Raw genomic sequence first — 14290 nt, forward strand, 5'->3', positions numbered from 1 at the left:
GGCAAAAAGCCCGCACATAAATGCGAACTCAGCTAGTACCCCATTAGATTCGCTGCATGGGTAACCCGGTTTCTCCCGCCACTCTTCGAAACATAAAGAGTCGTATCTGCTTTACGAATTCTTCCGGCCTTATCATGAATAGCGCGTACCAATAGAGCATCGGCACGCGCTGGCTGTATATATTTTTTTAGACCCGTTTTTGGGTTCTCTCCACTCGCAAATCAGACACTAAGATTTAATCCAGCTGCTCTCCATTCGTTTCAATTACGTTCTTATACCAATAGAAGCTCTTCTTTCTGGATCTGGAAAGTGTACCGTTGGCTTCATTATCCTTATCAACGTAAATGAAGCCATAACGCTTTTTCATTTCACCGGTTCCTGCACTTACCAGATCAATACATCCCCACGGAGTATAGCCTATCAAGGCTACCCCATCAGCAATCGCTTCTTTCATTTGCTCAATGTGCTGCTTCAGATAGTCAATTCGATAATCATCGTTAATTGAACCGTCTGCTTCCATTGTATCTACGGCACCGAGACCATTTTCAACAACCATTAACGGGATTTCATATCGGTTATAAATGTTATTAAGGGACCATCTTAATCCCTGTGGATCAATCTGCCAGTCCCAAGCACTTGCTTTCAAATGAGGATTCTTTAATCCCATGGATAAATTCCCTCCCACCTTCTCCTGGTTGGGATCGGCACTGACACAGGTAGATGAATAATAACTGAAGGTATAGAAATCCACACAGCCTTCTTTAAGGATATTCTCATCATTTTCCTGCATGGCAATATCAATATTATTTTCTTTAAAATATCGCTTAGCAAATCCGGAATAAGCTCCTCTTACTTGAACATCGGAACATAGGAAGTTGCTCAAGTTATCCTTTTGTTGGGCCAGCAGTAAATCATCAGGATGACATGTAAGTGGATACGAACACATATAAGCAATCATACAGCCGATTTTAAAGTCCTTGTTGACTGCATGACCCAGCTTTACTGCCTTCGCGCTGGCAATAAATTGATGGTGCAAAGCCTGATACAGAACCTGCTCATCCTTCACTGTAGCATGGGCAAGCTCTCCATTCCCCTCCGGCATCATAGCTCCAGCCATGAACGCGCCAAAAGACAAGGTTAAGATATTGATTTCATTAAAGGTTAACCAGTATTTCACAACATCCTTGTATCTGTTAAAAAGCACCTCACAATATCTCACATAAAAATCGACGACTCTGCGATCTGACCAACCATTATATTTTTGGGTTAAATGAAATGGTGCTTCATAATGTGAGATTGTAACCAAAGGCTCAATATTGTACTTTTTCAATTCTGCAAATACACGATCATAGAACTGTAAGCCTTGCTCATTCGGCTCTGTATCATCTCCGTTAGGAAATATTCTTGACCACGCAATGGACATTCTAAAGACCTTGAATCCCATTTCCGCAAATAAGCGGATATCCTCTTGATAGCGGTGAAAAAAATCAATAGCCTCGTGACTTGGATAGTTCACTCCTTCCTCCAGTACAGGCGTAATTCTTCGTGAAGTTGTATGTGTCCCGGCTGTAATCACGTCAGCGGTGCTTAGTCCCTTGCCATCTACATTATATCCACCTTCAAATTGGTTGGCAGCCGTAGCCCCTCCCCATAAAAACCCTTGTGGAAATTCCTTAGTTATATTTTTCATTGTTCAGTTCCTCCTCAGCACTTAATCGGGATTAGACTACAACCGTCAATAAATCCTCTTGAAAATCAATCGACTTCTTCTCTGTTTCAATGACATCCAGGTAATTGGCAGTATTGGAAACGATAACAGGTGTGGTCAGAACAAAACCTGCCTCTTTGATCGCTTTCATATCAAACTCCATGAGCAGCTGACCTTTTTTTACAGCATCCCCCTGTTTTACTTTAGGATAAAAATGTTTGCCTTTTAATTTGACTGTATCCTTACCCACATGGATGAGGACTTCAACACCGTGATCACTTGTAATTCCGATCGCATGACCTGACGAAAATAATGATGTTAATACGCCGTCTACAGGTGAAACAACCTTGCCTTCGGAAGGTTCAATAGCAATCCCTTTACCCAAGGCACCTGTCGAAAAGGCTTCGTCTGTTAATTCAGATAAAGGTTTGATTTCACCTTTTAACGGACTAATCACAGTCTCTTGTGTTACTAAAACTTCTCCCTTTTCCGCCCCTGTTGTACTATCTTCCTTTTTACCTTCTTTCACTTCATCATCTTTAAATCCACTAAAGAACATAAGCAAGAACCCTAATACAAAGCTTACCAGGATACCAATAACCGCTCCATAAAATCCGCTGTCTATTCCTGCCGGACTGATATAGCTTGGAATGGCGAAAATACCCAATCCGCCAATGATATATCCTTTCGTTCCCATCATCCCTATAATACCGCCGCCTACTGCAGCCGCTATACAGCTTAAAATAAATGGTTTCTTGCGTGGTAATGTAATCCCATAAATGGCTGGTTCTGTAACACCAAAAATCCCCGAGATGACAGCTGGAATGGAAAGTGATCTCAGTTTTGCATTTTTGGTTTTAAATAAAATGGCCAGCACGACACCCGTCTGAGCAAAGGAAGCTCCAAGCGTTGCAGCAAGGATCGGGTCGAATTTGAGCACTGCCAAATTGTTAAGTGCGATCGGAACAAGTCCCCAGTGTAATCCAAAGATAACAAACACTTGCCAGAAAGCACCCATAAGTATACCTTCAATAATTGGACTTAGGTTATACACAAAGAGAGTTCCTGCTCCAAGCAGTTGACCTGCCCATGTCGAGAGGGGGCCAATTACAATCAATGCCAACGGAACAATGACTAACAAGGTGAAAAACGGAACCAAAAATGTTCTCACTACGCTAGGGATGACCTTTTTAAAGAAGTTTTCTATTTTTGAGCCTACATAGGTGGATACGATAATCGGAAGAACGGTTGAAGCATAGCTCATCAAAATGACCGGAATGCCCAGAAATGTTATATATACCGGAGATTCAAATATGGTCCCGCTAAATAAAGTGTACAGCGGTTTGCCCGTTGATGTTATAGCATTAAATGTTGGATAAACAAGCGATGCTCCTATGGCCATACCTATAAAAATGTTGGCATTGAACTTTTTGGCCGACGTATAACCCAGGAAAATAGGGAAGAAGTAAAATAAACAATCTCCTAAGGCATTGAGAATTTGATAGGTACCAGATGTATTGGTCAGCCAGCCCAAAGCTACAAATAAGGCAGTGAAGCCCTTAATCATACCTGTGGCACTCAGGACACCTAGCGTTGGTGTAAATACACCTGAAATGGTATCAATGAATCTATTGAACAAACTCACTTTTTCATCTGATGCTTCTTCTGAAGACGCTTCCTGGAAACCGCCTACAGCAGTAACTTCAGCGTAAACCTCCGGTACATGGTTACCTATAACAACCTGGTATTGTCCACCACTTTTTACTACTGTAACAACACCATCCATGTTTTTCAAAACCTCTGTATTAGCCTTGCTTTCATCTTTTAGTTTGAAACGCAAACGTGTTACACAATGAGTTAGACTATTCACATTTTCTTTGCCGCCGACATTTTTGATAATGTCTTTTGCTAATGTCTCATACTTCATCGTAACTTCCCCTTTATTTGTATTTGGCATTTTGCATCCATCTCGAGAGCGTTTCAGCAATACTATAGACTGCCTATATATTGTGCCTTCGAGGGAATTGAACTATTCAAAATAATGGTATTTATAAAAAAGGAAAAACCAAATAGATCAAATTCGATCTAGGTTGGTTTCGCCTGCTTTACCAGTAACAATCCAGGATTATTCAATTTTGTCTTTGGGTCAAACGCTGAATATGAATCGTTATATACAGCTTTTCCTCATCTGACAATACCGTGTTCAAGTATTTTTCGATCTTCAGCATACAGCCGTAAGCCTTTTTATACTTGGCCTTCACTTGCCTCCACAAAAAATCGTCTTCCAGTTCTGTTTTTTCTTTTTTATTTAATCGCTGAAAGAAGAATCTTAAATGTGTAATAAAACGTTCATAACTGATGGAGTGTTCATCTAAGGTGTTATTATAAGAGTATTTAATAATATTTAAGATATCCTGTATTTTTTGAGTTTGCTGAGCAACATCTGCTACCTTATTGTAGGAGCTGTTTACTTGAGCATTTATTAAATGAAGGGCTATATTGCCTGCTTCATCTTCCGACAGGCGTTTGCCTGTTTCGTCTTCAATGAACTCCAGTGCTTTTAATCCAACCCCAAATTCTTTGGGATAAAATTTTTTAATTTCCCAAATTAACGGATTTGCATTTTTAAACCCTTCATCGAACATTTTAAATGCATTGTTCATGTGATCCGTAAGCGAAACATATATATAATCGCTCAATTGTGCCTCTAATATGTTTTTTCCATATTCAATGATGTCATAGCATAACGAAACATATTCTGATGGAACATCCTCTAACAATAATTTAAATTTCTCTGAAGCATCCTTCTGTTTAAGCACAAAGACCTTTTCAATTAAATGCTCTTCTACTTGTTCTCCTGCACTCTTTTTGAATGCAATACCACGACCCATAACAACAAACTCATCCCTTTTTGAATCTTTGGCTATTATGGCGTTATTATTAAATATTTTCGTTATGATCATCTAACTGCCCCCTTATCCCACAAAAATTTAAAAAAGGATTTAGTTGCTGGGCGAAATTTCAGATAGGTCACAAGACGGTAATAGCCGATCAAACCTTCGTCATAAATCAAATTAAAATGTATTTGATTTACAACTTCGTGTTGTGAAAACGCATTCATATTAAGAGACAAAAGCCTTACGTTTTCCCTGAATGATCTTGAGTGCTCTCAAACCGATCTGATATTCCGTTTTGCAAATGGATATAGTCGGTTAACCACGTCCATGACATCATTTTCGGATGTCGATTCGTTGGTCGACGTCATCATCTTTGTTGTTCAGCACTTGTAAGGCTTTATATCACTCACCTTTCTGCGTTATGGCTGGGCCAGATATACATTTCTTGCAGGATAAAAAGCTTGTATTTCTAAAAGAAAAGGCAAAACCCAACACATGGAAATATTAATTCCATGCCTCGGGTTTTGCCTTTTCAGTAACAATCCCAACATCATAATAACATCGAATTTAAGATTTGCCAACAAAATGTTTGCGCTTTCTTTTTTAGGGCAGTCACTACAAGTAGACCCTATTTTATTAGTGTAAAATGTCAACCTCCAATGTAGGACATACTAATCTTTTTTCTGTTTTTTGCTGTCTGTTCAGTGCGTTCATCGGAATACCGGTCTGTGCGTTGTTCCCATACTGAAGTAATTACATCGAGTAATTCCTGGTCATTCGCTCCATTACGAAGCCTCTGACGTAGATCGAATCCGCCTGAAGCAAACAAACATGTATAAAACTTGCCATCGCACGATAAGCGGGTACGTGTGCAAGACGAACAAAACGATTCAGAAACCGAAGTAATAAAACCTATCTGTGCGTCGCTGTCTTTATAACGATAACGCTTTGCCACTTCTCCAAAGTAATCCCGATCCATCGGCTCCAGTTCGTACGCATTCTTAAGTCGTTCAACGATTTCTTTTTTGGTTAGTACCTTTTTCAAGCTCCATCCGTTGTCATTACCTACATCCATAAACTCGATAAAGCGAAGGGTTATTCCCTGCTTCTTAAAATAAGCGGCCATCGGCAAAAGCTCCGAGTCATTAACGCCTTTTTGAACTACCATATTGACCTTGATTTCAAAGCCGATTTCTCTTGCATATTCGATCTGCTTCAAAATAACATCAGGCTTAATCCCCCGCCCATTCAACCGCCCAAACAGCTCGGGGTCCAGAGCGTCCAGACTGACATTAAGCCGTCGTAGCCCCGCGTCATAGAGGGGCTTAGTCTGCTGACCTAGCAGTACACCGTTGGTGGTCAAGCCGACATCTTCCACTCCGTCAATGGACAGGATTTGGGAGACTAGGTCAGGTAAATTCCTGCGCATTAATGGTTCGCCGCCCGTGAGTCGGATCTTTTTTACACCCAGGGATACAAAGAGCTTCGTCAGCCGGTGAATCTCTTCAAACGACAGACATTCATTTTGGGGAAGAAAGGCGTAATCGTCACGAAAAATTTCTCTGGGCATGCAGTAGGAACAGCGGAAATTGCAGCGGTCCGTAACCGATATACGCAGGTCACGGATCGGCCGCTGCAACGTGTCTTTCAGTGGATGAAAATTCATACGCCCCCTCCTTTCTAGTTGTTTATCATCGTTATCATTAGCCGCCGCTGACTGGGGGAATGAAGGCTGCAATGTCTCCATCCTGTAATACATCCGTAGACAGCGCGTACTCCTCGTTTATCGCAATTCGCACAGATCTGATCGGCATATCTGGATATTGATCTGTTATCCAATTGGATAAACCGGATTGAACGATCGGATAGTTAAACAGGTTGTCTGCCCCCACATATTGAAAAATAGATGGAATGAAAACGGATTTCCCGGTTTTAAACACGATTCCTGCTATGCCCTTACCGGATTGCAGCACAATCCGCTTAAAGCGATCATTTAAATTACCGGCTGCATTTTTCCATTTAATTACGTATTGATATTCGGCCGGTTCAACAAGAGCAAGCGCCATGAAATCATAACCGAAATGTTCGCGTATTCGCTCAAGCTCCCTTTGATAATCCATCCTAGTATTCATCGCTCTCTCCTAATAGAATTAGGAAAGAAGGCAGAGCCCGCTTTCCTAATTCTATTTATGTCTTCTGTAAAGAATATAACTTCTGCGCACATAATTCAACGGAACACTCCACACATGTACAAGCCGGGTAAACGGCCAGAATGCAAAAATCGCAAAGCCCATAAGTATATGAAGCCTGAAAGACATCGGTACGTCTCTCATCAGTGTCGGGTCGACACGGAATATGAATAAACCGCGGAACCAGATCGAGATCGTCTCCCGATAATCGAATTCCGGCTGTACCGCATTTGTTACGAGAGTCGCGAACATCCCCATGCATACAATGGCCAAAAGCAATACGTTTACAACCAAATCAGACGCTGTACTTAAACGGCGCACACTGCGTATTGTAAAACGACGAGAGGTAAGAACCAACATACCGAGGAATGTCATCACTCCAAATATTCCACCAACATAAACTGCTCCAATATGATACAGATGATCGTTTACACCCAGTGCATGCATCCAGGTTTTTGGTATGCCCAGACCGGATACATGACCCATAATAACCGGGATAATTCCCAGGTGGAATAAAAGGCTTCCGATCATCAATTGTTTTTTTTCAATAAACTCACTTGATTTTGCTGTCCAATTGAACTGGTCGTTTCTATAGCGGAAAATATGCCCTACAATAAAAACGACCACGCACATATAAGGGAAAATGACCCATAAAAACTGCTCTAGCATCATCATTGCGCAGCTGCCTCCTGTTCTACGCAAGCTTTAAGCGTTTCGCGCAGTCCCTTCACCAAATGAAAATACGGGCTTTCCATTTTTTCCAGCGCTTTAAGCAAATGATATGTGCCGTCTTCCAGGATCGCGATTGGCATGCGGAAGTTTTCTGTCGTCTTCGGATCTTGCGCCCATTCGGCGGCATACAGAAATTCACACATGAGCGGAAGGTAATCTGGCAGCTCTCCATCTGGCATTTCAAGTCCGTACATCTCATATAGTACCTTTAACTTGACCAACATTTGTCCCCGTTCTTTTGCATCCTCGAATTTGAAGTAAGTCATATATAGTGCACAATTTTTTTGAAAATCAAAGGTTTCTGTATACATTTCCTGAATCTCTTCCATACTGAACTCTTGCATAAGGGACCAGTAGGTGTTCGCATGCGTATATGCCGGATGGTTTGGATCAAACGATGCTTCCAGAAAAGCCGGATGAAAATCCAGCTTTTCTGGGTACATAAGTTGCTGGGCGAAAAACCCGAATGATGGCTTGCATTCATACAGCTTCGTTACATTAATCACGCCAAATACCCCCGTAGAAATTTTCTTCAACCATTTCTTTTCCAGTTTTCAAAGGCTCTTCCATCCCCATTGAACTTGCCAGACTACAGCCGTCACATCCAGAGCCTGAACCCATGTTCCCCATGATATCGCCGTAACCCGCAGATCCTTGAGCACGGTATGGATTCGAATATCCTTCTTTATGCGATGTCGGAATGACGAAACGATCCTCATACTTGGCAATCGCCAGAAGTCGATACATCTGCTCGGTCTGCCGCGGTGTCATGCCGACGCGCTCAAGACGGCTTTCATCGAAAGATTGTCCTGTGGACTGGGCACGCATATAGGAACGCATCATAGCCATTCGCTGCAAGGATTCCTTCACGGTTTGCGTGTCGCCCGCCGTCAGCATATTGGCAAGGTACTGAATGGGGGTGCGCATCTCTTCGATAGCCGGAAAGATCATATCGGGATTCTCAATCGAGTCTTTCCCTTCAAAGTAATTCATGATCGGACTAAGTGGTGGCACATACCACACCATAGGTAATGTGCGGTATTCCGGATGAAGCGGGAATGCCAGCTTGTGCTCAATGGCAAGCTTGTAGACCGGCGAGTTCTGCGCTGCTTCAACCCAGTCCTCCGAGATACCGTCTTTTCTCGCTTGAGCAATCACTGCCGGATCACTTGGATCCATAAACAGGTCGCACTGTGCTTTATAAAGTTCTTTCTCATCCTGCGTAGAAGCGGCCTCAAGCACTCGATCCGCGTCATACAGCATAACGCCGAGGTAGCGAATTCGTCCTGTACATGTCTCGGAGCAGACTGTCGGCAGGCCAGCTTCCACACGTGGGAAACAGAAGGTACATTTTTCCGCCTTGTTCGTCTGCCAGTTAAAGTACACTTTTTTGTAAGGACAGCCCGTCATGCAATACCGCCATCCGCGGCAGGCTTCCTGATCCACGAGCACGATTCCGTCCTCGTCCCGTTTGTACATGGCGCCCGAAGGACATGACGCGACACAGCTTGGATTTAGGCAATGTTCGCAAAGGCGTGGGAGATAAACCATAAACGATTTCTCAAAGTTAAATTTAATCTCTTCTTCGATTTTCTGAATATTTGGATCAAGCGGACCGGTTACATGCGCACCCGCCAGGTCATCTTCCCAGTTTGGACCCCACTCCAAATCCATTTTTTCACCCGTTACCGCAGAGTGCGCGCGTGCCACAGGTGAATGCTTCTGTTCACCGGCGTTGGTCAGTTGCTCGTAATTGTAAGTCCAGGGCTCATAATAATCTTTCATTTCCGGCATGTCTGGATTGTAAAAAATCTTACCCAGTGCTATCTTGGACAGCATGTTGCCTGACTTCAGTTCCAGTTTCCCTTTGCGGAGCTGCCAGCCCCCTTTGTATAATTCCTGGTCTTCCCAGCGCTTCGGATAACTGATACCGGGTTTGGTTTCCACATTGTTAAACCACATATATTCCGCACCTTTGCGATTCGTCCAGGTTGTTTTGCATGTCACGCTGCACGTATGACAGCCAATACATTTATCCAGGTTCATGACCATAGCAATTTGAGCTTTAATCTTCAAGCCAGTTAACCTCCTTCATTTTACGTACCGCAACGTACACATCACGCTGGTTGCCGATGGGACCATAATAGTTGAATCCATAACTAAGCTGAGCATATCCACCGACCATCTGGGTTGGTTTGAGATGAATTCTTGTCGGTGCGTTATGACTACCGCCGCGTGTATCCGTGATTTCGGAGCCTGGAACTTGAATGTGCTTATCCTGAGCATGGTACATGAACATCGTTCCTCTTGGCATCCGGTGGCTGACAACGGTCCGGGCGGTTACGACGCCGTTACGGTTGTATACCTCTACCCAGTCATTGTCAGCAAGATCATGTGCCTCTGCGTCTTCGTTGTTAATCCACACCGTAGGACCTCCGCGAAACAGTGTAAGCATGTGCTGGTTGTCCTGGTAGGTGGAGTGAATATTCCATTTACCGTGCGGTGTCAGATAACGAAGCACGAGTGAATCTTGCCCGCCTTTTATTTCCCGGTCGCGAGGGCCGAACACCATCGGCGGCAGAGTCGGTTTGTAGATTGGTAATGATTCCCCAAATTGTCGGAAAATCTCATGATCAATATAAAAATGCTGTCTTCCTGTCAAAGTACGAAACGGAACGAGACGTTCAATATTCGTTGTAAATGGTGAATAGCGGCGTCCCTTCTTGTTCGATCCAGTGAATACTGGTGTCGGTATAACTTCACGCGGCTGTGCCGTGATACTTTGGAAAGTTATCTTTTCCGCTGCCCGATCGGCCGAGATGTCTTTGAGTTCCACACCGTGAAGCTCTTCTGCCTGCTCATAAGCCTTTTGCGAGACCCGTCCATTGGTCGCGGATGAAAGGTGAAGAATCGTATTGGCCACTTGGCGAGCTGTCTGGATTTTTGGCAGCCCATCTTTAATGGACTCATCGTAATAAACTCCGTTCAACTTTTTCAATTCCTCATATTCGTCCGCTACGGAGAAGCTGACGCCATGCGCACCTGTTTTCCCAGTAGCCAAATTCGGACCAAGTGAGATAAATTTATCGTGAATCTTAGTATAATCGCGTTCGATGATGCTGAAATTCGGCATGGTTTTACCCGGAGTCGCTTCAATCTCGCCCTTCGTCCAATCCTTTACAAGACCCATCGGCTGTGAAATTTCGCCTATACTATCGTGTGCGAGCGGTGCAGTCACAAGGTCTTTATATATTCCTGGTAGGTACTCTTTTGCCATATCCGAAAAGACTTCGGAAAGCTGGCGGTAAATATCCCAGTCCGCGCGAGATTCCCACAGTGGATTAACAGCCGGATTAAACGGGTGCACGAAAGGATGCATGTCTGTTGACGACAAGTCTGTTTTTTCGTGCCAGGTTGCCGCCGGAAGCACGATGTCCGCGTACAATGGAGTTGTTGTCATCCGAAAATCAAGTGCAACCATCAGATCAAGCTTTCCTTCTACATCTTCTCTCCAGACGATTTCCTCAGGTTTCTGTTCTTCGTTCGGCCGGGCAAGCAGGGCATCAGATGCTCCAAGTAAATGTTTCATGAAATACTCTTGTCCCTTCGCCGAACTGGAAATCAGATTTGACCGCCAAACAAAGAGTGAACGCGGGAAGTTCTCGACTGCCCCAGGATCTTCTACAGCGAAGCGTGTCTTACGTGATTTAATCTCTTCTACAGAATGATTAATGATGTCCTCGTTGGACTTCTTGCCTAATTGCGCAGCCTCTTCGGCGAACAGCAGACTGTTTTTATTAAACTGTGGATAAGAAGGCAGCCAACCCAGACGCGCTGCGAGCACGTTGTAGTCTGCTGGATGTGTGTAACTGACATCCCCGCCAATCGGTGACTTCAAGGTGTCTGTTCCACTTTCTTCGTAACGCCACTGCTCTGTTGCAAAGTAGAAAAACGATGTAGCATTTTGCTGTCGAGCCGCCCCTTGCCAGTCTTTTGCAAAGGCAATCGATGACCAGCCTTCGATGGGACGGAGCTTTTCTTGACCAACATAATGCGCCCAGCCTCCACCGTTTACACCTTGGGAAGCAGTCAACACGACCAGATTCAAGATGGACCGATAGATCGTGTCACTATTGAACCAGTGGTTGATACCCGCACCCATAATAATCATGGAACGCCCTTTAGTATCGATAGCATTTTGAGCAAATTCCCGAGCAATCTGTACCACAACTGACGCCTTCACGCCTGTGATCTTCTCCTGCCAGGCAGGGGTATAATGCGAAGCTTCGTCGTAATAATTCTTGGCGTTATGAGGGCTGTCATTGCGTGCGACACCGTACTGGCTCATCATCAAATCGTACACGGTTGCTACGTAACGTTCCGAGCCATCTGCCAAGCGTACTTTTTTGGCCGGAATTACACGTTTGAACGTTCCATTACCGGCGTTATCAAAGTAAGGGAATACGACTTCTTCCCATTGCTCGCCATGACCTTCCACAGTGAGCGCGGGCTCAACCTTTGTTCCATCTCCCCGTTCCAGAATCAGGTTCCACTTCTTATCCTGCTCCCAGCGCTGTCCCATCGTACCGTTCGGGACCAGCATTTCCCCCGCCGCTTCGTCATATATGACTGGCTTCCAGTCTGCATGCGGCGATACATCCCCAAGGTCACTCGCCCGTAGAAAACGTCCACCTTTCCAGACTCCTTCGTGTGGATCAAGCAGAATCATAAACGGCATATCCGTATATTGTTTGGCATAGTTAATGAACATCGGTTCTTGGCGCTCTTTGTAGAACTCATCCAAAATAACATGCGTCATAGCCTGAGCTACGGCAGCATCTGTACCCGGATGTGGTGCAAGCCAGTTGTCAGCGAACTTCACATTCTCCGCCAAGTCGGGAGCCACTGATACGACTTTTGTTCCCTTATATCGTACTTCCGTCATAAAATGAGCGTCTGGCGTCCGGGTAAGTGGTACGTTCGATCCCCACATGATCAGGTAACCCGCATTGTACCAATCAGAAGATTCCGGTACATCCGTCTGCTCACCCCAAATTTGAGGAGATGAAGGCGGAAGGTCGGCATACCAGTCATAAAAACTCAACATCTGCCCACCGAGTAGCGAAATGAACCGGGCTCCCGAAGCGTAGCTTATCATTGACATCGCCGGGATTGGCGTAAAGCCCGCGATGCGGTCGGGACCATACTTACGAATGGTATAGATGAGCTGCGCCGAGATCAGACGCAGGACATCGTCCCATCCGACGCGGACATGCCCGCCTTTTCCGCGAGCCGATTTGTAGAGCTTGGCTTTCTTAGGGTCTTCTACGATGCTTGCCCATGCGTCTACTGGATTCGTATGCTCCTTAATGGCGGCTAACCAAAGCCGCAATAACTTACCGCGCATATAGGGGTATTTCACGCGTAATGGACTGTATTCATACCAGGAAAATGTAGCGCCACGCGGGCATCCACGCGGCTCAAATTCCGGCATGTCAACACCGCAGGAAGGATAATCGATCTGCTGATTCTCCCAAGTAATGATGCCGTTTTTCACAAAAACCTTCCAACTACAGGAGCCGGTGCAGTTGACTCCGTGCGTCGTCCGAATCACTTTGTCGTGAGACCAACGCTGACGGTACACGTTTTCCCATTCTCTATTTTTTTCCTCAAGGATTGACCAATTTCCCGAATAGCTTTCGATCGGTTTAAAAAAGTTGAGGTTGTATTTTTTTTTCATCGATGACCAACACTCCTTTTTAGAATGAATCATCCCAACGCAAGTTCCATGGAAAGGTTCATTCGCTTACTCTCATTATGTAATTCATTCATCTCTGTTCCCATTAGGGAATGTCCTATAGCGCTACAGGAAATCCCTCGTTCTATGGAAAGATACAAAAAAGCCTCCCTCTGCTAAAGGGAAGCTTATAAAAGAAATGAGTATGATAGAGCATGTCCAGGCCCAGGCCATAGGAAGATGACCACAATCCACTGCAATATAAATGGCCGTTGGAATCGTTTGTGTTTTACCCGGAATATTTCCGGCAATCATCAGCGTAGCACCAAATTCGCCCAGACCGCGGGCAAAACCGAGTATAAAGGCAGCTTTAAAAGAAGGGAAAATTAAAGGGAAGGTGATATATCGGAAAACCTAACAGTCACTTGCACCCATCGAACGTCCCACGTTTTCCAAGTCCTGGTCAACAGAAGACAATCCCATTCTCAGCGTCCGATAGACAAGAGGAAAAGTCGTTTACGAGGCGTGTCCTGTGGGACCAGCAGTCCGGCATATCCCCACACCTCCATGATTACATCACGCTCGTTTTTGCTGGATGGAAACACATCCTTCCAGCGCTTTTCCAATTGACGTGCACTGCTCTGAGCATCACAGTTCTGAACAGCTTCGAGCATGTTATGAAGTATAACCAGATCCTCACAGCTCGATAAAGCGCTTCGTAAATGAACCTTTTTCGTGGAAAGACTGTGTAAAAACGCTGCTGCCACTCGCTCTTTTGCACCCTTTTGCTGGTGCAGCTCATGTAACCTATTTATAATCTCGTTATGTGTAATGGTGATCGGATCGAACATCAAGCCCTTACTTTTGGCATATTCAAAATCCTCACCCGAAAAAGATTCCCGCTCCTGCTTCCAGCCGCTGGAGGACCAGAATGTGTTCATAAGTATTTTTTTTCCTTTTTATCCACAACACATCTCCCTTACTCATCCAACATTCCCACCTCCAACACCAAGCACAGGGCTGTAGT

10 protein-coding genes and 1 pseudogene are annotated in these 14290 nt (G+C 44.5%); all 11 read right to left on the reverse strand.

Annotated features, from left to right (window positions below; translation table 11 throughout):
• Positions 1-235: 235 nt before the first annotated feature.
• Positions 236-1690, reverse strand: coding sequence for a glycoside hydrolase family 1 protein (locus tag ACIFO6_RS20650; protein WP_430043416.1), 1455 nt, complete (start codon positions 1688-1690; stop codon positions 236-238).
• Between the two features lie 31 nt (positions 1691-1721).
• Complete coding sequence (locus tag ACIFO6_RS20655; RefSeq protein WP_430043418.1) at positions 1722-3635, reverse strand: beta-glucoside-specific PTS transporter subunit IIABC; 1914 nt, start codon at positions 3633-3635, stop codon at positions 1722-1724.
• Positions 3636-3837: 202 nt separating this feature from the next.
• Positions 3838-4671, reverse strand: coding sequence for a BglG family transcription antiterminator LicT (gene licT, locus ACIFO6_RS20660; protein ID WP_430043421.1), 834 nt, complete (start codon positions 4669-4671; stop codon positions 3838-3840).
• Positions 4672-5254: 583 nt separating this feature from the next.
• Positions 5255-6271: a GTP 3',8-cyclase MoaA gene (moaA, locus tag ACIFO6_RS20665; protein ID WP_430043423.1), complete on the reverse strand. Its 1017-nt coding sequence runs from the start codon at positions 6269-6271 to the stop codon at positions 5255-5257.
• 37 nt (positions 6272-6308) lie between these two features.
• On the reverse strand, positions 6309-6737 hold the full coding sequence (locus tag ACIFO6_RS20670) for a MoaD/ThiS family protein (protein WP_430043424.1): 429 nt from the start codon (positions 6735-6737) through the stop codon (positions 6309-6311).
• 51 nt (positions 6738-6788) lie between these two features.
• The gene (gene narI, locus ACIFO6_RS20675; protein WP_430043484.1) at positions 6789-7466 is read right to left on the reverse strand and encodes a respiratory nitrate reductase subunit gamma; all 678 of its coding nucleotides are present in this window, start codon (positions 7464-7466) and stop codon (positions 6789-6791) included.
• Positions 7466-8032 carry a nitrate reductase molybdenum cofactor assembly chaperone gene (gene narJ / locus ACIFO6_RS20680; RefSeq protein ID WP_430043427.1) on the reverse strand — a complete coding sequence of 189 codons (567 nt, stop codon included), beginning with the start codon at positions 8030-8032 and terminating at the stop codon, positions 7466-7468. Before narJ ends, narI begins: the two co-directional genes overlap by 1 nt.
• Positions 8025-9602, reverse strand: coding sequence for a nitrate reductase subunit beta (gene narH / locus ACIFO6_RS20685; protein ID WP_430043429.1), 1578 nt, complete (start codon positions 9600-9602; stop codon positions 8025-8027). The genes narJ and narH overlap by 8 nt, the downstream gene beginning before the upstream one ends.
• Positions 9592-13266, reverse strand: coding sequence for a nitrate reductase subunit alpha (locus tag ACIFO6_RS20690; protein WP_430043431.1), 3675 nt, complete (start codon positions 13264-13266; stop codon positions 9592-9594). The genes narH and ACIFO6_RS20690 overlap by 11 nt, the downstream gene beginning before the upstream one ends.
• Positions 13267-13389: 123 nt before the next feature.
• Positions 13390-13773: pseudogene (locus ACIFO6_RS20695) on the reverse strand (molybdate ABC transporter permease subunit); the annotation flags it as partial.
• The gene (locus tag ACIFO6_RS20700; protein ID WP_430043432.1) at positions 13749-14204 is read right to left on the reverse strand and encodes a hypothetical protein; all 456 of its coding nucleotides are present in this window, start codon (positions 14202-14204) and stop codon (positions 13749-13751) included. The gene ACIFO6_RS20700 and the pseudogene ACIFO6_RS20695, both read right to left, overlap by 25 nt.
• Positions 14205-14290 lie beyond the last annotated feature (86 nt).

It is taken from the genome of Paenibacillus sp. NRS-1781, from assembly GCF_050467745.1.
Taxonomy (GTDB): domain Bacteria; phylum Bacillota; class Bacilli; order Paenibacillales; family Paenibacillaceae; genus Paenibacillus; species Paenibacillus terrae_A.